Genomic DNA, 19,285 nt, shown 5'->3' with positions numbered 1-19,285 from the left:
ATTACATCCATTACTATAACCACGACCGAATCAAACTGAAGTTAAAAGGGCTGAGTCCTGTGCAATACAGAACCCAGCCCTTGAGCGCCTAGCTTTTAATACTGTCCAACTAATTGGGGTCAGTTCACTGTCCGGCTTTTTTTGCAGGCAAAACGCAATTAACAAGCCGGGTTTAAGCTGCTGTGCCCAGGCGGTTAAATTTAAAGAAGGCCAGCTGGCTGTCCAAATGGTTTGCAGCAAGCGTGAGCTCATTCATTTCACTAAGCATTTGCTCGCTGCGCTGGCTGCTGGCCTGGGCATTGCCGCCAATATCATGCAATCTTTCATTGATCGCTTCACTGGAAGCACTCTGCGCTTCCACAGAGGCCGTAATCGTCATCATCATCTTATTCACGGTGCTGGCGGCCTGGTTTAATTCTTCCAATACTTGGCTGATGGTATGGCTGTCCTGCTGGCATTCACCCACACGGCTGGCCGCCGATTGCATGGCCTCCAGTGTTTCTTGTGTACACGTTTGCGTGTCATTCAGTATCCGGCGGATATCCTTGGTGGATTCGGCCGTAAGTTGCGATAGTTTACGCACTTCATCAGCAACCACAGCAAAGCCCCGGCCATGCTCACCGGCGCGCGCTGCCTCGATGGCGGCATTCAGCGCCAGCAGATTGGTTTGCCCGGCAATATCTTCAATCATGCTGGCTACGTTTACGATTTGCTGGATGGCATTAGTCAGCGCCTGCATCGTGGTTTCTATCTGATTAAAATCGCCAGAGAGGGCTTCCAGCCTGAGTTTTGAGCCCTGTCCTGCTGAATGGGCCGCCTGTACATTACTGAGTGATTGCTGGCTGATGCTGGCGGTGCGGACGGCTTGCTCGCTGATATGGCTGATCGAGTTTTGCAATTGCACGCTGCTGGAGCCTATTTCTAACAAATGATGACTTTGTAAAGTCGCACCGTCATGGTTAGCCTTAGCAAGGTGAGTGACATGTGTGGCTTCTTCACGCGAGAGCTGTGAGGCTTGTCTGGCCTGCTGGAGCGTGTTTTCCAGTTGGCTGATAAAGCGATTTATGCCACGGCCTAATTCACCTAATTCATCCGGCGTTTCTGCAATACGCGAAGTTAAATCTCCCGACTCAAGTTTCGCCGTTTCAGCCGCCATATCGTGCAAGCGGCTTTTGAGCTTGCGCGCAAAATGCAGCTGGCTGAGCACAATTAATAAAGCACTGAGCAAGAGCGGTAAAAGCACGGTCAGCAAAAGCTGATCGATACGCAAGTTAATTGCTTTATTGGCGAGCTGAGACTGGGCCTGTAAGCCTTTTTCAAGCTGGGTCAGAACGCTGAGCGTGGGCTCTAAATCATTTTTATAGATTTGCTCAGGAATGCTGAGTGCATCCTGAGGGCTGTCGCTGGCGATGGTGATGGCACTCTGAAACTGGGTCAGATAGTTTTTCCAGTGCCCGCTGAGCGCGGCTTCCAGCTGTTGCTGCTCTGCATTTGCCAGATGAGGCCTGATGATGGGAATCGCGCTTTGTACCGTCTGCCCGGCCGCGTCCAGCTGCTGTTTTGCGTTTTCAGCTAAAGGATCCAGCCTGGAAATCATCAGCATGGTGCTGCGGGCATGATTTAAGGAGGCGACTGCCGTCTGGCTGTGGTGATGAAATTGAAAATCACGCGTCAGTGCATTGCTTTCCCAAGTCATCCAGCTTGCGAGGGAAACGAGGGCGGCTACGGTAAATCCACTCACCCATTTTAATTGCGTGGCCATTTTCATCGGATTTCATTAACTCAATATAGAAGAAACCGGCGAAGACTATGACTATATTGTTGCATTTGCATGACAAAAAGGAGGGTTTTAAGCCGCTGGTCTAATTAAACGTTGTACGCTTTCTGTAGGCTGTCGTTAGTATTTTTTAGTTCGTATTAATACTTAATTTTTGGTTACAGACTTACTTAGAAATCTGGGTGTATCCACATCATTTTTTTGCAGAATGGCCGTGTTATAGGCCAGTGTTTGTAAGGCGATGCCGTATAAAATGGGGTTCAGATCATGTAAATTATTGGCCATGCAAATTACATGATAGTGCTCGGAAGACGACAGGCCAGCATCAGACAAAATAAATAATTCCCCATCTCTGGCCCTGATTTCTTGCAAGTTAGCGAGTAGTTTTTCGGTTAAGCGATTCCACGGCAGGCATGCAATAACGGGCAAGTCTTTGTTTACTAAAGTCAGTGGCCCGTGGACTAACTCACCCGCCGGAAATCCAAAGGCGTGGATATAGGCCACTTCCTGCATTTTTAAGGCTGCCTCCTGGGCAAGAGGGTAATAGAGATGGCGGCCAACAAAAAAGAGTTGCTTACTGCTAAAGATCTTCTGTGCCCATTCTTGTAATTGTCCGGTAATGGCTGAAAGCTCGGTAGCGGCTCGCGGCAGGCGGCGTAAATCATCAATGGCGGCCGCTTCCGCAGCGGCAGAAAGATGATCGCGTAATTTGGCAAAGCAGAGCGCCAGCCGGTACAGAGTAAGCAGTTGGGTACTGAATGTCTTGGTTGAGGTGATCCCGATTTCTGGCCCGGCCGCTAAAAACAGCTGAAATCGGGCCAATTGCATCAGGCTGCTGGGGGATGCATTTGATATGGCGAGGGTGTGCTCATGCGCCAGGCTTTGTGCATATTTCAGCGCAGCAATGGTATCGGCGGTCTCGCCGGATTGAGAAACAGCAATGATGAGCGTGTTGTGGTGTTGCACTGCATCCCGGTAGCGGTATTCGCTGGCTAATTCTACTGTGCAGGGTAATCCAGCCAGCGATTCAAACCAATAACGGGCCGTTAAAGCTGCGTGGTAGCTGCTGCCGCTGGCCAGCAGCGTAATCCCTTCGATATCGCATAAAATACACGCGGCATCATTATTGAGTAATTGGGCTAAGTTAGCGTCGCAGCCGGTGTCATCTAGAATGTCAGCAAAAATGCCTGCCTGTTCGCTGATTTCTTTTTGCATATAGTGATGAAAACCATGCAGCTTGATTTGGGTCTGCTGAAAGTTTTCGCTGGCTCTGATGCAAGGCTCCCCCAACGGGTTGAGAAGGGTAAATTCATTACTGCTTAATTTGGCGGTGTCCCCAAGCCCCAGCCGGATCATTTCTGGCGCAATGCCTTGTAAAGCCTGAGGCTGGTCTGAAAAAGCAATGCAGCGCACTCCTTTGGCAATAAAAAGGGGTATGTGGCGCGAGGTGCAGATGATCTCGCCAGTGTGTTCTGCAGACATCACGCTGATGGCGTAAACGCCAATGATTTCACTGGCCGCTAAATGGACTGCTTTTAATAAATCGTGCTGGCTGCGGTAATGCCAGTGAATTAAATCAGCCGCCAGCTGTGCTGTATTGGCTGGCTCACTGATATAACCCAGAATGGATAATTTATCCTGCAAGGCTTCACTGTTTTCAATGAGGCCACGGCAACACACAGTAATTGAGTCACGGCTGCTGGCAATACTGCAGTGATGGGGCTGATCCCAATCGAAGCGGATAAGTACACGATGAGCACTTTGTCCGTGCAGATGCAGGTGTAAGGTAAGGGTTGGGCAGGATAAAATTTGTGCTGATGCCTGATCGCTGATTAATGTTGCGCTGCAATGCCCTTGTTCAATCAGAGGGTGAAGCTGCTGACTGATATTTGGCAGTACATTCTCTTGCGAAATCATTCCAAGCAAAGCGCCCATTTTTCTTGCTCCGGTATTGTGTTGCCCCTTTTAATTATCTGATATAAAAATTTTTTTACTTAAGCAATTGAGCTGGCAGCCATTCTTTTATTGTTTTGGGCATAAATAGGGTTTAAGCAGCCCGCTGACTTCTCCGTCTGCAGCAAATTTTCTGGCAAATAATGAGCTGCTGGCCAGCAAACGGGGCAGATCGTCCGGGGTAAATGTGCGGGGCGACCATGCGCCACTTTCCCATTCCAGATCATGTTGTGAATCATTAATAAGCTCTGCTGCCACAGGCGTATGCATCAGAATGGTTTGCACAAACATTTCGTCCGGCACCAGCGTTTGGCGAAAGTAGGCGATCACATCCGGATGATCCAGGCAAAATTTGATCAGTGCGAGGCAGGCCCGTCTGGACAGACACCACCATTGAGACCCGGAATAAATCGTATGGAGTGAAGCGGGCAGCTTGCGCTGAAGTAGCCCGAACCGCAGGAGCGGGCGTTGTATTTTTTGCAATAGCTTGCCAGCGAAGCTGCCTTTCAGTGCTTCAGGGTGATAGCTCTGGTAGCGATAGCTGATATCAAAGTCAGGATCTGGCTGGCGGCGAAATTCAATAAACCCTGTGTGATTGTTCAGCTGGCGGATAATCTCAGCATGCGGTTTAAGCGGGAAATCCTGGGCAGATAACAACACCATATAGTCACAATCATCTTTGATTGCGGCGTCAATCAGCGCAAGCGTTGCCGCTACCAGCGAAAAACCTCCCCAGCGGCAAGGCTGCCTTGCGATAAATTGTGCATCTTCTGGTGTTGCGGCTTGCATAGCGGCAAAATCACTGGCTGCGGTATTGGCATCAACATGAATATAAAGCCGGGTATTTTCAGCAAAAAGCTGCTGACAAAGCCGGCCTAATTGAGCGGGATGAGCGTGGCTCAGGATTAAATAGCCAATACGCATTCGGATTTCCATTTTATAAATGGTTTTAATTTTAACCCGAATCATTTTTAAATAAATGATCTTATGCACAAAGACAAATATTCGGGCGTGATACTGTGAAAGCTATGAAGTGCTGTGAGTGGCGCTGCACAAGCCTTACGGCACATCCGGCTCTTTGGTTCTTTTGCGGGATGGCAAGAGGGACAGGAGATAATTAAACACAGGAAAAGTTGAATTACAGACAGCATGCAGAGCCGGGCAATTAATAATAAGGGCGAAATCGTGCAGATCACCCTGTTATTGCCGGGGTAAATCTCTGATCAATATTGACTGCATAGCCTCAGAGGGCTAAAGTTTGCGGTTTTATTCGGGATATTTAGCGCATGCCGAAAGCAACTAAAAGCCCCGTTAGCTTTGAGGCAGGACTTCAGGAGTTAGAAGGCCTGATTGCTGAAATGGAAGCGGGTAATTTACCGCTGGAAACAGCCCTCACCACTTATAAACGTGGCACCGAACTGTTGCAATTTTGCGAAAGCCGCTTAGCCGATGCAGAGCAACGGATACGTGTGCTTGAAGGTGCGGAGCTCAAGCCTTTCTCTGCGGATAAAGAATAAATGACATCAGACTTTAAAAGCTGGATGCAAGACGTCCAGTCCCGTATGGAGCAGACGCTCGCGGCTGTTTTGCCTCTTCAGGATCATATTCCACCTCAGCTACATACTGCCATGCGCTATTCAGTGCTGGATGGTGGCAAACGTGTCCGCCCTCTGCTGGCTTTTGCCGCAGGTGCCGTTGTGGATGCATCGCCTGAGCGCTTGCAATATGCGGGCGCAGCCGTTGAGTTAATTCATGCTTATTCTCTTGTGCATGACGATATGCCGGCTATGGATAACGATGTGCTGCGCCGTGGCAAGCCGACCTGTCATATCGCATTTGGCGAAGCTTCTGCGCTACTGGCGGGCGATGCACTGCAAACGGCAGCATTTGATGTCCTCAGCTCATATACGCTGGCCGATGCGCCGGCTGATCAGCTTAAAATGATCAATATTCTGGCCCGTGCCTCAGGCAGCATGGGGATGTGCGGTGGCCAGGGAATTGATCTGTACAGCGTAGGCCAGGCCTTAAGCCTTCCCGGGTTGGAACAAATGCACGGCTTAAAAACAGGTGCTTTGATTCGCGCTGCGGTCTTGCTGGGCTCCTATTGCGGCACCGCTATCAGCGATGAAGAGCGTGCCCGTCTGGATGATTACGCACAATGTATTGGTCTTGCATTTCAGGTGGTTGATGACGTGCTGGATGAAGAAGCTGATTCGGCCACTCTTGGCAAAACAGCAGGAAAAGATGCGGCCAATAATAAACCCACCTATGTTTCCCTGCTTGGCTTAGCGGCGGCTAAGCAAAAGGCGGAGGAGCTTAAATCCCAGGCACTGGCGGCGATTGAGCCCTTTGGTGAAAAAGCCCGTGGTTTGGTGTTCTTGGCCGATTTTATTGTGGAACGCGCTAACTAATGAAGAAACTCGAGATGAGTTATCCCCTGCTTGATAAAGTGTCTTGCCCGCTGGAGCTTAAAAAATTGGCCAAAGCCGATTTGCCTCAGCTTGCCAATGAATTGCGCAACTACCTGCTTGATTCTGTCAGCCAGACCGGTGGGCACTTTGCTTCTAATCTGGGCGCGCTGGAGCTGACCGTTGCGCTGCACTATGTATTTGATACCCCGCACGATCGCCTGGTTTGGGATGTGGGCCATCAAAGCTACCCGCATAAAATCTTAACGGGCCGCCGCGCGCAAATGCATACCATGCGCAAACAGCATGGCCTTGCGGGTTTTCCAAAGCGTGAAGAAAGCGAGTACGACACTTTTGGCGTGGGGCATTCCAGCACGTCAATTGGCGCGGCACTGGGTTTTGCCGAAGCCGCTAAGCTCAAGGGTGAAGACCGCCATGCTATTGCTGTGATTGGCGATGGCGCAATGACGGCTGGCCAGGCTTTTGAAGCACTGAATAATGCGGGCCACCGGGATGTGAATTTGCTGGTAGTGCTGAACGACAATGAAATGTCGATTTCCCCCAATGTGGGCGCACTGACCAATTATCTGTCTAAATTATTATCAAGTAAGTTTTATAACGGCATCCGCAGCAAATCTGCCCGGGTGCTGGAAGCCGTGCCGCCACTTAAAGAGCTGGCAAAAAAAGGCGAAGAGCATGTAAAAAGCATGCTGACACCCGGCACCATGTTTGAGCAGTTCGGCTTTAATTATATCGGCCCGATCGATGGCCATGATTTGGATACCCTAGTTACCACGCTGGCAAATATCAAGCAGCTTAAAGGCCCGCAGTTTTTGCATGTGGTGACGCGTAAAGGTGAAGGCTATAAAAAAGCCGTTGCCGATCCGGTGAAATACCATGCAGTGACGCCGTTTGAAAAAGAAGACGGCATGCAAGGCGCGAAGGCCGCTAAAGTCAGCTATACCAAGGTGTTTGGCGACTGGCTGTGCGATATGGCCAAAAAAGATAAACGCTTATTAGGCATTACCCCAGCGATGCGTGAAGGCTCCGGGCTGGTGCGTTTTGAGCAGGAACACCCTGATCGCTATTTTGATGTGGGCATTGCCGAGCAACATGCGGTGACCTTTGCGGGTGGTCTTGCCTGTGAAGGTTTAAAACCCGTGGTGGCGATTTATTCCACCTTTTTGCAACGCGCTTATGATCAGCTGATTCATGATGTGGCCCTGCAAAATTTACCCGTTGTGTTTGCGATTGATCGTGCCGGGCAAGTGGGGGCAGATGGCCCGACCCATGCCGGATCATTCGATCTGTCCTATCTGCGCTGTATTCCCAATATGGTGGTGCTGACGCCATCTGACGAAAACGAATGTCGTCAGATGCTCTACACCGCTTTTCTGTACGAAGGCCCAAGTGCAGTGCGCTACCCCCGCGGTACGGGGCCTGGTGTTGAAGTACAAAGCGAGATGACCGCCATCCCTATGGGCTGTGCTGAAATACGCCGCCGGGGCAGCAAGATCGCCATCCTGGCATTTGGCCCGGTGCTGGCCGCTGCTTTAGAGGCGGGCGATGCTTTAAATGCAACTGTCGTAAATATGCGCTTTGTTAAGCCGCTTGATGTCAGCCTGATTGCTGAATTAGCTGCCAGCCATGATTATCTGGTGACGGTTGAAGAAGGCGCCATTATGGGCGGAGCAGGCTCTGCCGTGATTGAAAGTCTGCTGGCTCAGGATCTGTGCAAACCTGTCTTGCAGCTGGGTTTTCCTGATCGTTATATCGAGCATGCCGATCAGAATGTGCAACTGGCTGAATGCGGGCTGGATGCAGCAGGTATTGAGGCGGGTATCCGGCAGCGCTGGGCGCTTTAAGCGGGCTGCACTGAAATAAAAAAACGAGGCGATGCCTCGTTTTTTTATTGGCGCTCAAAAGCAGTGATACGTGCTTACCTGAAATTGCTTATTGTGCTTAGAAATTTTTTTTCAGATAAGCCGGATGATTTTTGTAATAAATGCTGAAATTGTTGTTTTACTGGCCGACGCTGCTTAATTTGTGATTTAAATATCCTAAGCTAATAAGGTCTCATTAGCGAATTCTGAAAAAAATGCAAAATTCTTTAGCTCATTCGTCAGAGCTGCCAGAAGAAACACCTCATTACTTACGTGCAGTGACTCAGATGGGCGACTCCAGAGACGTGATCGCCAATCAGGATGTCTTTACCCTAGCAGGCATTCTCTTGCTGGCTAAAGGTTCGCGTATTAACAGCGATCAGTTTGATCTGCTTTCCCGGCATAAATTATCCATTTCTATTGATCAGAGCCTGTTGGTTCAGAATGCTGTGAATGGGGATCAGCTGTCTGCGTATGCGGCAAAAATTCTGGCAGCAGATGTATTTTTGGCCCGCATGCTGGCCAAAGTGGGGGGCGTGTTAGTGGTCAGGCAGGCGTTAGCACAGTTGCCACTGCCCTTACCGGTTCAATTCAGGCTGACGGTCATGAAAGAGCAGCGGCTTAATCTGTTTGAGCATGTGATACGAGTGAGTATTTGGTGTCACGCCCTGGCACAGCAAACTAAATTGCCCGAGATTTACCGTGATCAATTACTGCTTGCTGCCATTTGCCATGATATGGGCGAGATGCATACTGATCCGGAGCTGCTCACTTCGGGCCATCGCGTCACCCTGATTGAGCGCTGTTATTTGCATGTGCATCCCATTACCAGCTACCTGGTGGTGACTAAAGTCGATGATTTTTCCGGAATGGCCGCACAGGCCATTTTGCATCACCATGAAAGGCTGGATGGCAGTGGTTATCCCTATGGTTTGCAAAAAGAAAGAATCCACCCGCTTTCACAATATATCGCAGTGGCAGATACGGCGGATGCCATTTTGCGGCGCTTTGATTTACTTCGTTTACAGATCTCATTTGCGCTGAATAAAACACGTTTTGATGCCCGGTTGATTAAAGCGCTCAGAGAATTAGTGCACGATCTGCCTTTTGATTCGCTGCTGGCGTGTAAGAGCGGTGAAACTAGCCTGCAACTGCATCATATTGCCGATTTATTAGAGGGCTGGCTGGCATTGCACGCGATGTTGTGTGTACAGATGAAAGCTGGTGCGGCTCAAAATTCACCCATAGGTTTTTTATTTGAACGTATGGATGGGGTGCATTCTCTGGTATTGCAAATGGGATTTAATCCGGACGATCTTCATGGTATGCAAACGGTGGCCCAGGAGGACCCTAATTTACAGCAGCAGTTGCAAACCATGCTCAATGAAATGGAATGGATACTGAATGAGATGGCCAATGAAATAGAGCGGCGCTCGCCATTATCTGATGGCATACCGCCTAATATGTTTGAAGAATTAGTGCAGCAATTGCGTGAAATACGCGCACCTTAATACTATTTTATTAATAAGTTTTTATGGTTATTTTATATTTAATTATATTTATTAAGGTCTGATGGATATGGTTATACTTATTTTTTTAAGCCTTCCGGCTTTAAGGCACATCAATGTTGCCTGATCCGCTCTCTCAACGCGCTGAGCTTCCCGAAGAAAACCCTCACTATATTCGCGCAGCGACCCAAATGGGCGATAAGCGTGAGGTGATCGCAGATCAGGATATCTTTGCGGAAAACGGCATGAAGTTACTGGCAAAGGGGGCGAAGATCAGCAGCCATCAGTTTGATTTGCTGACCAGGCATAAATTATCTACTCCGCTTGATCAGGCGCTGGCAACCGATAAGCCGGTTGATGGTCAGCAGCTGGCTTTTGAAGTGGGGAAAATTATCGAGAAAGATGCGCTGATTGCAAAAATAGTAAGCAGATCGGGTGATGTGCTGGCGGTTAAGCATCAGCTTGCTATGCTTGTTTTACCCCTGCCGATTCGATTCCGGCTGACTGTGATGCATGATCAGCGCCCAAGTTTGTTTGCACATGCACTGAGAAATTGCATCGTTTCATACTCGCTGGCACAACAGCTGAAATTATCTGATGCGGATAAAACGGCATTAACGCTGGCCGCTTTATGCCATGATTTGGGTGAGATGCATACAGACCCGGAGCTGCTGACCGCCGGGCATGTCATTACGCCGCAAGAGCGCCGCTATATTCATGTACATCCGATTACCAGCTATATGTTGGTGCATTCTTTTCCTGCGTTTTCTGCCGCGGCCTGCCATGCCATTTTGCAGCATCATGAGCGGCTGGATGGCAGTGGCTATCCCTATGGTTTGCGTAAGGAGGCGATCAGCCGTTTAGCGCAGATTATTGCCATTGCTGACGTCAGCGATGCGGTATTGCACCGTTTTGATTTAAAAAGACTGGATGCTCTGTTTACCTTGCTGCGTTCCCGTTTTGATCCTCCTGCGGTTAAGGCTTTAAGAGACTTATTGGGCTCGATGAGCAGTGAAGAGCATCAGGCGGTGGTGGTCAGGGATACCTCCGTGCAATTAGCGCATATTGCGGATTTTCTTCAATCATGGCTGGCTTTACATGCCATGCTTGAAGGGCAAATCAATGAAGGGGCAAACCTTGATTCACCGCTTGGTTTTTTATTTGAGCGTATGGAAAGTATTCGTGCGCTGATTGTTCAGGCAGGCTTAAATCCGGACGATGTACAGGCGGTGCAGGCCTATGGGCTGGAAGACCCGGAAATGCTGGCTGAATTACAAGCCATGCTGAGTGAAATGGAATGGATGCTCTTTGATCTTGCCAATGAAATAGAGCGCCGTTCACCCGCTCTGGATGGTGTTTCGCAAGAAGCATTAAAGGATCTGATCTTTCATTTACGGGAAATTTAAGCCGGATGAGGTGTGTTCAGGCGGCTTATTTCATGAATGAGATGGCCTAAGCTTTGTAAAGCACGATCAATGTCCGGGTTGAAAGGCCAGCCGCAGTTGATGCGAATAAAGTGCTCAAAGCGATTTGAATTAGAAAACATCAGCCCGGGCGCAATTAAAATACCTTTCTTAAGCGCCGCATCAAAAACGTGCTTTGATGACAGCTGATCAGGTAATTCCACCCATAAAGCCAGCCCGCCTTGGGGCACATTCAGCCGCGTGCCGGCTGGAAAATAGCGGGCAATGGCCTCAGCAGTGCGTTCGCGCTGGGTTTTAAGCGTGCTGCGTAGCTTGCGCAAATGCCTGTCATAAGCGCTGGAACCCATATATTCGGCGGCAGCGATTTGCGACCATGCCTCGTTATCACGGGTTTGCGCATACTTCAGCATTTCAATCCGCGCCTGCCAGCGCCCGCCGCTCATCCAGCCCAAGCGCATGCCTGGCGCTAAAATCTTATGCAGCGATGCGCAATAAATCACGTTGCCGGTTTGATCCCGTGCTTTTAAGGCGCGCAGCGGAATATCGTCGTTGATCAGCTCGCTATAGGTATCGTCTTCGATTAATGGAATCGCCTGCGCTTCGCAGAGCGCCACCAGCCTGTCTTTATGTGCCTCGGGCATGATGCTGCCCAGCGGGTTTTGTAAATGCGGTACCACCACCACAGCTTTAATATTGTTGTAGGTCTGGCAGGCCAGCTCTAGGGCTTCAATGGATATACCAGTCTGCGGGCTGGTGGGAATTTCAATTGCGCGCAGGCCCAAGCTTTCCAAAACTTGCAGCAGGCCGTAAAAAGTGGGCGATTCAACTGCAATGGTGTCGCCTGGCTGGGCAACTGCCCGCAGTGCCAGATTAAGCGCCTCGATACAGCCGTGGGTGATCAACACCTCCTCGGGAGACATCAGCACGCCCATCCGCATTGCGCGCTTGGCCAGCACAGCCCGAAACGCCGGATGGCCTTTATTTGGGACGGCGCTGACAAATAAACCGGGATTTTGCTTAATGGCCCGAATCGCTGCATTTTTAAGTGCTTCGCCGGGGTAAAGATCAGGCGAGCAGCGGGCTACAGAGAAATTATGCTGAATCGCCTGCTGCCTGCCACGGGCGATAAAATCAGAAACACGGGCATGAATCCCTACATATTGGGCCTGATCGATCTCCAGTCTTGGCTCAGTCACTGGCGTGATACGCATTCTCTGGCGGACAAAATAACCAGAGCGGGGCTTTGCCTCCAGATAGCCATCGGTTTCCAGCTGGCGGCACAATTGCAAGGCGGTAGAGAGGCTGATGCCATGCAGGCGCATGAGCTCCCGCAAAGAAGGCATGCGCTCGCCCACTTTCAGCGTGCCAGAGACAATGGCACTGAGATAATGCGCTGCCCAGCGCTGATAAAGGTAATCCATAAACGCCTCCGCCTGTTGTGGGGGAATCATGCGGTAACAGCGTGCTTTTACATAGATATAGATCGCAATAAACCACACCATAACAGATTAAAAAAAACACCTCTGCTGCGTAGCAGATGACCGTTTCTTGTCGCTGTTTTTACAGCTTGCTGCTCATTAAGATGGTTTGCATCAAAAAGTGGTGGAGCAAAGCGATGGAAAAGCAAGTATTACGAAAAGGGCAGGTGTTGCGTGGCTATTTAAGAGCAGGTACTCAGATTCTGGTGCTGCGGGGCAAGCTGCATCTTCAATACGCGCCGCATTATATGGGGGAGTGTTTACTGCCACAGACCAGGGTATTGCTTGAAGGCGAGTGTGAGTTGATTGAGGAGGCGGGCTGGGTGAGCCTAGCAGGCGATGAGGCAGAAATACATATTATTGATACATCGCCAGTGCGCCGCTGGGTTTGGAAAATCCAGGGATTATTGGCTGGATTTTAAGCTTGAACTTTTTTGCAGCTTTATATATGATGGTTGCGTAAGTCATCTATTGATTTACCGTAAGCGTTTACGTCAATCAACGCGCTAAAGCCGCCGGATATTTCCGGTGCTTGTTTTTTGCTGCTGACCATAAGAATTTTTTTATGAGCGTTTTTCCCCTAGGTAAGGGCTTAAGACGCATTGCTGCAAAAAGGCGCTTGTTTGTCCGGCTTATGGAGTTGCTATGAAATCATCAAATCCTTTCGCTCGTCGCCGATCGGGCTTTATTCCCGCCAGGCACGCCAATTTAGTCATGCCATTTTTACTCTCTGTATTAATGACTTGCGTTGTTTCATTGATCAGCACTTTACGTGGTGTGGGTTTTACATCTAGGCTGTTTGATCTTTGGCCCAGCGCTTGGGGCTTATCCTGGCTGGTGGCTTTTCCTACCCTGCTCTTGGTTTTGCCCTTAGTAAAAAAGTTGACTGCTTTGCTGATTGATCAGGGCTAAGCTTGGCCAAGTGGCTTTGAGTTAAAGCCATTTAATCCGCTTATTTTGATGTGCTCACAGGCCCCGCTTTTGCACAACTGGGCCTATATCATAAAATTTCAGCTTATCCCCGTCATGCGCGAACAAGCCTGTGCACGTCCTGTGGACAAGTCAGGCAAGTCATTGCTCCGGCAGGTTTTTTCTGTACTGCGTATTTTTTAATCAGTATTTGCCGTTTATCCAAGAATTGATCCAGCAAGTCCGTGGATGGCTTGTGGATAAGCCAATTAAGCTGCTGTTTTCAGTGTGTTTTTTATGCTTGATTAAAAAATAGGCAAAAAGACCGTGCTATAATCGCGTTTTTTTACAATCTGCATGGCAGCCATTTGCTTGGTTTACTGCAGGCGCTTATAAGATCGGATCATCATGAAAGCCCCAGAACTTCTTCTTCCCGCTGGCACTTTGGACAAAATGCGCGCCGCTTATGATTTCGGTGCAGACGCGGTCTATGCCGGCCAGCCACGCTATTCACTGCGTGCCCGTAATAATGAATTTAAGCTCGAGCAAATTGGCCAGGGGATTATCGAGGCGCACCAGCGTGGCAAGAAGTTCTTTGTAGCCAGCAATATTCTGCCGCATAACGCCAAGGTTAAAACTTATCTTGCCGATATGGAGCCGGTGATTGCCATGAAGCCCGATGCGCTGATTATGGCCGACCCCGGCCTGATTATGATGGTGCGGGAAAAATGGCCTGAGCAGGTGATTCACCTGTCGGTGCAAGCTAATACCGTGAATTACGCCGGAGTGAAATTCTGGAAGTCGCTTGGCCTTGAGCGGGTTATTTTATCCCGCGAGCTGAGCCTTGATGAAGTGGAAGAAATCCGTCAGCTGTGCCCGGATATGGAACTCGAAGTGTTTGTCCATGGCGCGCTCTGTATTGCCTATTCAGGCCGCTGCCTGTTGTCAGGTTACTTTAACCACCGCGATCCTAATCAGGGCACTTGCACCAATGCTTGCCGCTGGGATTACAAAATGAATGACACGGTGGAAGACGATGCCGGGGACGTGAAGCCGCAGGTGATTCAGTTTGATTTTAATAAGGCCATGGAAGACGCTAATCAGAGCTTTGCCGCCTGTGGTGGTGCAGAGCGCCATCCTTCCGCCGATAAAACCTATCTGATTGCAGAACAAAGCCGCCCGGATGAGCTGATGCCGATTATGGAAGACGAGCACGGCACTTATATTATGAATTCCAAAGATCTGCGTGCGGTGCAGCATATTGAGCGTCTGACCAAAATCGGCGTAGATTCGCTCAAAATCGAAGGCCGCACAAAATCACTGTATTACGTTGCGCGTACCGCTCAGGTTTACCGCCAGGCGATTGACGATGCAGTGGCAGGGCGGCCGTTTAATCCGGCACTCTTGGCTGATCTGGATGGCCTAGCCAACCGTGGTTACACCGATGGCTTTTACCAGCGTCATTACACCCATGAAGCGCAGAATTACCTGGATGGCCATTCCAAATCCAAGCAAAGCCAGTTTGTGGGCGAGGTGCTGAGTGTGCAAGATGGCTGGGCGAAGATCGAGGTGAAAAACCGTTTTGCCGTGGGCGATCAGCTGGAAATTATTCACCCAAGTGGCAACCGCATTATCACTCTGGCCGAAATGCGTGATAAGAGCGGCAACCCTTGCGAAGTGGCCGCAGGCAATGGCGTAAAAATATCGATTCCTATGGAAGCCGGTTTTGAAAAAGCGCTGATTTCACGCTTGTTTACGGCTGAAGAAATGGCCGCTTAATATTGACTGAAATGCAGTAAATAAAACAGGGTGCTAAGCACCCTGTTTTTTTAGAAGTTGCTGCTGAATACTTAATAAGAGCTTGTCTGGATCAATGGGCTTCACAATATAGTCCGCTGCGCCGATTTGCCAGCATTTTTCTTTATCCTTTATTTCGTTTTTTCCTGATAAGAAAATAATTGGGATATGAGTGGTGCCGGGATCTTTTTTAAGCTGAATACAAACTTCAAAACCATCCATAACAGGCATCATGATATCGAGCAAAATCAAATCGGGTGGTGATGCTTTGGCTAACCTTAAGCCTTTCTCTCCATTAATGGCTACTTTCACTTTATATTGATTCTGAAGCAGGCTGCTGAGCATGGTGAGATTTGTGGCTGAATCATCAATAATAAGTAATGTAGAAGGGGGATTATCTAGCATTCTGAAGTACTCATTGCTATTTTTAAGGTTTGCAGCGCGATATCAAAATCAAATGTCTGTATTTTTTCATTGATGATGCGAAAGTGCTTTGGGAACGCGGTATGTAAAAGGCTGGCATTGGCTTTAAACAAATTAATCGATTCGGAATCACCGTCTTCCAGTAAATAAACAAGTTGGTGGCAGACTTCTTTTAGTTTCTGAGGGTCAATTATTATATTGGACTGATCTTGCTGTTTTGGCAGTTTCTGCTCCAGCTCTGTAATAAGATGGCCCAGTGGGTGAGCAATTTTGTCGATCAGGGGCCTGATTTGCTGATGAGTATGGCCCTGGCGCAGTGCTGTTTCTATTTGCTCTGCTTGTTTCTGGATGAGCTCAGCACCAATCAGCCCGGCAACACTTTTTAGCGTATGGGCGATACGCTCGGCAGTTGGCCAGTCTCTGTTTGTCATGGCATGAAAAAGATTAGGAATACAGTCTTTTTGTTCTGTTATAAATTGGTTTAAAACACAGAGATAAAGTTTTCTTTTTCCAAATACACGTTTAAGACCCAAATTACTATCGAGTCCTTCAATCTCTGAGGGAATAGCTATTTCTTCATTTTCTAAGGTGAGTTCTGAAATAATTTGGCGTGTTGCCGGAACCATGTATTCTGGTTTAATCCACTTAAGCAGCGCTTTCCAAAGTTCTTCCGGGTGAATGGGTTTGGTAACATGGTCGTTCATGCCCGCGGCAAGATAGCGATCCCGATCACCTTGCATGGCATTTGCCGTCATTGCCACAACAGCTAATGAATTGAAATCTTTTAATTTACGAATTTCCTGTGTTGCCATTAAGCCATCCATAACGGGCATTTGCATATCCATTAATACTATATCATAGTGGCTTTTTTGCAGCCGCTCTAAAGCCTGCAGGCCATTTTCTGCTATATCGACAATAAAGGCTTCAGAGTTTAATAAATCGCAGGCCACTTCCTGATTGATATGATTGTCTTCAACCAGAAGAATCCTGGCTCCCCGAATTGAATTCAATTGCAAAGAAAAATTATTTTGAGTATTGGAGATGTATGGCGTTTCAATGTTTCCACCTAAAGCACTGACTACGCTGTCAAATAGCTGGGAGGCATTGATTGGTTTAATTAATGTGTGGGTGATGACTGCGCCTTCTGTCGCCTTGATGGCATCTTCATGTCCATAAGCGGAGACCAAAATTAATGCCGGCATCAATTTAAGCCCAAGAGCATTAATTTGCCTGGCTGTCTCTGCGCCGTTCATTTCTGGCATTTCCCAATCGATAAATACAATTTCATAAGGTATTTTTTTTGTATCTGCCTGCTTAATAGCTTCGATTGCAGCATGGCCGGAGGAAACATGATCTGATTTTAATTGCATATTTTTGAGCTGCTTACTTAATACCAGCCGGGCCTGTTTATTATCATCCACAACTAAGACGCGTTTATGCTGCAAATCGCCGGATAGTAATAATTTCTTGTTTTGAGCGCTGCATTTTTTTAGCCTGACTGTAAACCAGAAACGGCTGCCCTTACCTGGCGCGCTTTCTACTCCCGTTTCTCCATCCATCAGCTCAATGAGTTTTTTAGAAATAGCAAGGCCAAGGCCAGTACCGCCAAATTGACGAGTAATCGATGTATCTGCCTGTGAAAAGCTTTGAAATAAACGACTAATCTGCTCTTCAGTCAGCCCTATGCCGGTGTCACGTACTGCACAATAAAGTAATACGCTTTGTGCAGATTCTGCTTTTTTTTGAATAATGATTTCAACTTCACCCTGATTTGTAAATTTCACTGCATTCGAGCCATAATTAATCAGAATCTGCCCCAGCCGAAGCGGGTCTCCAAATAAGCTGAGCGGAACATTCTGATCAATATTAAAAATAAACTCTAAACCTTTATTAACTGCTTTTTCACTGATTTGACTGGCCACATTATCCAGTACTTTTTCTAATTCAAATTCAATACCTTCAATAGTTAATTTACCTGCTTCAATTTTTGAAAAATCGAGGATGTCGTTGATGATGCCCAGCAGGTGCTGCCCGGACCCCTGTATTTTTTTGATGTAATTACTTTGCCGTGCATTTAATTCTGTTTTTAATACAAGATAAGACATGCCAATAATGGCATTCATGGGGGTGCGAATCTCATGACTCATATTGGCTAAAAAATGGCTTTTACTCTGGCTGGCGGCTTCTGCGGTTTGTTTTGCAATAATAAGCTGTTGATTATTAAGAAGCAGTTTTGCATTAAAAGCGGCCAGTTTTTCCTGCTGCTGGATGATTTTGAAATCCGCTTCTATGCTTTTTTTTATTTCCCAAAGTAAATTAAAATACTTTTTCTGAAAATTCCGAGTTTTACTGTCAAGCACACAAATAGTACCAAAAACCTCATCTCCCTCCCATATAAGTGGTACGCCAAGATAGGAAATCATATTTAAAGCTACATCCGGGTTATTTTTCCAATGCTCATCTTCCAGCGCATTAGGCACATGTAATAAATCCTGGGTTGCCATGACCGTTTCGCAGTAAAGGCCCGTATGTAAATTGGCTTTTTCTGAGTGCTCGTAAGGATTGCCCTTGGTTTCACTTGAAAGTAAGACTTCAATTTGCCCGGGCAATACACGCATCATTAAACCAGCAGGCACATTAAAGAGGCTGGCCATCACATTGATCGTATTTTGCCATTTGCTGAGAAAATGATCAGGAATGGCCTTAAGGGAATCGTGCACGCAATTGTCCTTGCTGCTGCGCAAGACCACAGGATATGGTTTGCCCGGCTCCTTTGTGTCCGTGCACAAGGCTCCTTATTCTTTTCATAGGAGATTATTAACTGGCTAACAAGGTCTTTATCGTCTTTGTTTGATTTATTTTCAGAGCCTTACTAAATAAGGTGTTTGGGATAAAAATGAATGACTGCAATGTATTGAATATGCTCAGGCAGTGCAAAGAATGCCGGTGTATTGTTTAATGCAGCGGGCACCTTGCAATAATATGAAGGTGCATTTTGTGATGGTCTGTGTTTTACCGCAGCCCTGGCGGGCTGGCTGAGCCGGCCAGGGCTGCTTGTTTAATCAGCAGTAAAAATGCTGCACAGGGTTTTACAGAAGAGGGAATCATTGCGCCCATCTTAAACAGATTGGCTTCGTTTCCAGCAGCCCGGACTATGGTCATCCACCATGCCGCAGGCCTGCATAAAGGCGTAGCAAATGGTGGGGCCAACAAATTTAAAGCCACGTTTTTTTAAGGCTTTACTCATGGCAACCGATTCTGCTGTAGCAACGGGTGTATCAGCGATGTTTACCCATTGATTAACAATTGTTTTGCCATTTACAAAAGACCATAGAAAATCGCTGAAGCGCCCCTCTTGTTTTAATTGCAGATAGGCTGCTGCATTGCCGATAAAGGCAGCTACTTTGGCCCGGTTGCGGATAATGCCGGCATCACTGAGTAAACTGGCTATTTTATCCGCATCGTAAGCGGCTATTTTATTCGCATCAAAGTGATCAAATACGACCCTGTAGTGCTCACGTTTTTTCAGTACCGTGATCCACGACAGGCCTGCCTGAGCGCCTTCAAGACATAAAAGTTCAAACAGCGCCTGATCATCAAAGAGTGGCTGGCCCCATTCATGGTCATGATAATTCTGGTAGAGCGGATCACTGCTGCACCATGCGCAGCGGCTTAAATCACTTGTGGACATTATGGCTTTTATCCCCTAAAAGGTAGTGCCGGTC

16 protein-coding genes are annotated in these 19,285 nt (G+C 48.0%); 9 read left to right on the top strand and 7 right to left on the bottom strand.

Annotation, left to right across the window (positions count from 1 at the left end):
- The coding region (locus tag CSQ88_RS13845) for an IS3 family transposase (RefSeq protein ID WP_143449393.1) at positions 1 to 92 on the top strand (92 nt) is incomplete at its 5' end.
- 80 nt (positions 93 to 172) lie between these two features.
- Here CSQ88_RS13845 and CSQ88_RS13840 read toward each other — a convergent pair.
- From CSQ88_RS13840 to CSQ88_RS13830, 3 genes are all read right to left on the bottom strand, one after another.
- Positions 173 to 1,768 (bottom strand): methyl-accepting chemotaxis protein, encoded by a 1,596-nt coding sequence (locus CSQ88_RS13840; RefSeq protein ID WP_099398682.1) that lies wholly within the window; start codon positions 1,766 to 1,768, stop codon positions 173 to 175.
- Between the two features lie 156 nt (positions 1,769 to 1,924).
- A complete protein-coding gene (gene glmS, locus CSQ88_RS13835; RefSeq protein ID WP_099398681.1) occupies positions 1,925 to 3,712 on the bottom strand; it encodes a glutamine--fructose-6-phosphate transaminase (isomerizing) in 1,788 nt (595 codons plus the stop codon).
- Positions 3,713 to 3,799: 87 nt separating this feature from the next.
- A complete protein-coding gene (locus CSQ88_RS13830) occupies positions 3,800 to 4,654 on the bottom strand; it encodes a beta-1,6-N-acetylglucosaminyltransferase (RefSeq protein ID WP_180273661.1) in 855 nt (284 codons plus the stop codon).
- A 362-nt stretch (positions 4,655 to 5,016) separates the two neighbouring features.
- Between CSQ88_RS13830 and CSQ88_RS13825 the strand changes: the two genes are divergently transcribed.
- From CSQ88_RS13825 to CSQ88_RS13805, 5 genes are all read left to right on the top strand, one after another.
- On the top strand, positions 5,017 to 5,247 hold the full coding sequence (locus tag CSQ88_RS13825) for an exodeoxyribonuclease VII small subunit (RefSeq protein WP_099398679.1): 231 nt from the start codon (positions 5,017 to 5,019) through the stop codon (positions 5,245 to 5,247).
- Positions 5,248 to 6,141, top strand: coding sequence for a polyprenyl synthetase family protein (locus CSQ88_RS13820; RefSeq protein ID WP_099398678.1), 894 nt, complete (start codon positions 5,248 to 5,250; stop codon positions 6,139 to 6,141).
- A complete protein-coding gene (gene dxs / locus CSQ88_RS13815) occupies positions 6,141 to 8,003 on the top strand; it encodes a 1-deoxy-D-xylulose-5-phosphate synthase (protein WP_257212602.1) in 1,863 nt (620 codons plus the stop codon). Before CSQ88_RS13820 ends, dxs begins: the two co-directional genes overlap by 1 nt.
- A 233-nt stretch (positions 8,004 to 8,236) precedes the next feature.
- Positions 8,237 to 9,532 (top strand): HD-GYP domain-containing protein, encoded by a 1,296-nt coding sequence (locus tag CSQ88_RS13810; RefSeq protein WP_099398676.1) that lies wholly within the window; start codon positions 8,237 to 8,239, stop codon positions 9,530 to 9,532.
- A gap of 113 nt (positions 9,533 to 9,645) precedes the next feature.
- Positions 9,646 to 10,935 (top strand): HD-GYP domain-containing protein, encoded by a 1,290-nt coding sequence (locus tag CSQ88_RS13805; RefSeq protein ID WP_099398675.1) that lies wholly within the window; start codon positions 9,646 to 9,648, stop codon positions 10,933 to 10,935.
- On the opposite strand, the gene CSQ88_RS13800 is transcribed toward CSQ88_RS13805, so the two are convergent.
- Positions 10,932 to 12,374 (bottom strand): PLP-dependent aminotransferase family protein, encoded by a 1,443-nt coding sequence (locus CSQ88_RS13800; protein WP_099398685.1) that lies wholly within the window; start codon positions 12,372 to 12,374, stop codon positions 10,932 to 10,934. The two genes, CSQ88_RS13805 and CSQ88_RS13800, sit on opposite strands and share 4 nt — an antisense overlap.
- Before the next feature lie 194 nt (positions 12,375 to 12,568).
- Between CSQ88_RS13800 and CSQ88_RS13795 the strand changes: the two genes are divergently transcribed.
- From CSQ88_RS13795 to yegQ, 3 genes are all read left to right on the top strand, one after another.
- Positions 12,569 to 12,853 (top strand): hypothetical protein, encoded by a 285-nt coding sequence (locus tag CSQ88_RS13795; RefSeq protein ID WP_099398674.1) that lies wholly within the window; start codon positions 12,569 to 12,571, stop codon positions 12,851 to 12,853.
- Positions 12,854 to 13,076: 223 nt separating this feature from the next.
- On the top strand, positions 13,077 to 13,343 hold the full coding sequence (locus CSQ88_RS13790; RefSeq protein WP_099398673.1) for a DUF2798 domain-containing protein: 267 nt from the start codon (positions 13,077 to 13,079) through the stop codon (positions 13,341 to 13,343).
- 405 nt (positions 13,344 to 13,748) lie between these two features.
- Entirely contained in the window at positions 13,749 to 15,119 is a 1,371-nt protein-coding gene (yegQ, locus tag CSQ88_RS13785) for a tRNA 5-hydroxyuridine modification protein YegQ (protein WP_099398672.1), read from the top strand.
- Between the two features lie 33 nt (positions 15,120 to 15,152).
- Here the strand turns inward: yegQ and CSQ88_RS13780 are convergent, their stop codons facing one another.
- The 3 genes from CSQ88_RS13780 to CSQ88_RS13770 form a co-directional block, all read right to left on the bottom strand.
- Entirely contained in the window at positions 15,153 to 15,542 is a 390-nt protein-coding gene (locus CSQ88_RS13780) for a response regulator (protein WP_099398671.1), read from the bottom strand.
- A complete protein-coding gene (locus tag CSQ88_RS13775) occupies positions 15,536 to 18,280 on the bottom strand; it encodes a response regulator (protein ID WP_143449481.1) in 2,745 nt (914 codons plus the stop codon). Before CSQ88_RS13775 ends, CSQ88_RS13780 begins: the two co-directional genes overlap by 7 nt.
- Positions 18,281 to 18,678: 398 nt before the next feature.
- Complete coding sequence (locus CSQ88_RS13770; protein ID WP_099398669.1) at positions 18,679 to 19,251, bottom strand: DNA-3-methyladenine glycosylase I; 573 nt, start codon at positions 19,249 to 19,251, stop codon at positions 18,679 to 18,681.
- Between the last annotated feature and the right edge of the window lie 34 nt (positions 19,252 to 19,285).

Source organism: Iodobacter sp. BJB302, assembly GCF_002735645.1.
Taxonomy (GTDB): Bacteria; Pseudomonadota; Gammaproteobacteria; order Burkholderiales; family Chitinibacteraceae; genus Iodobacter.
Note: the sequence above shows the minus strand (reverse complement) of the source record. Positions and strands in the feature narration are given on the sequence as shown.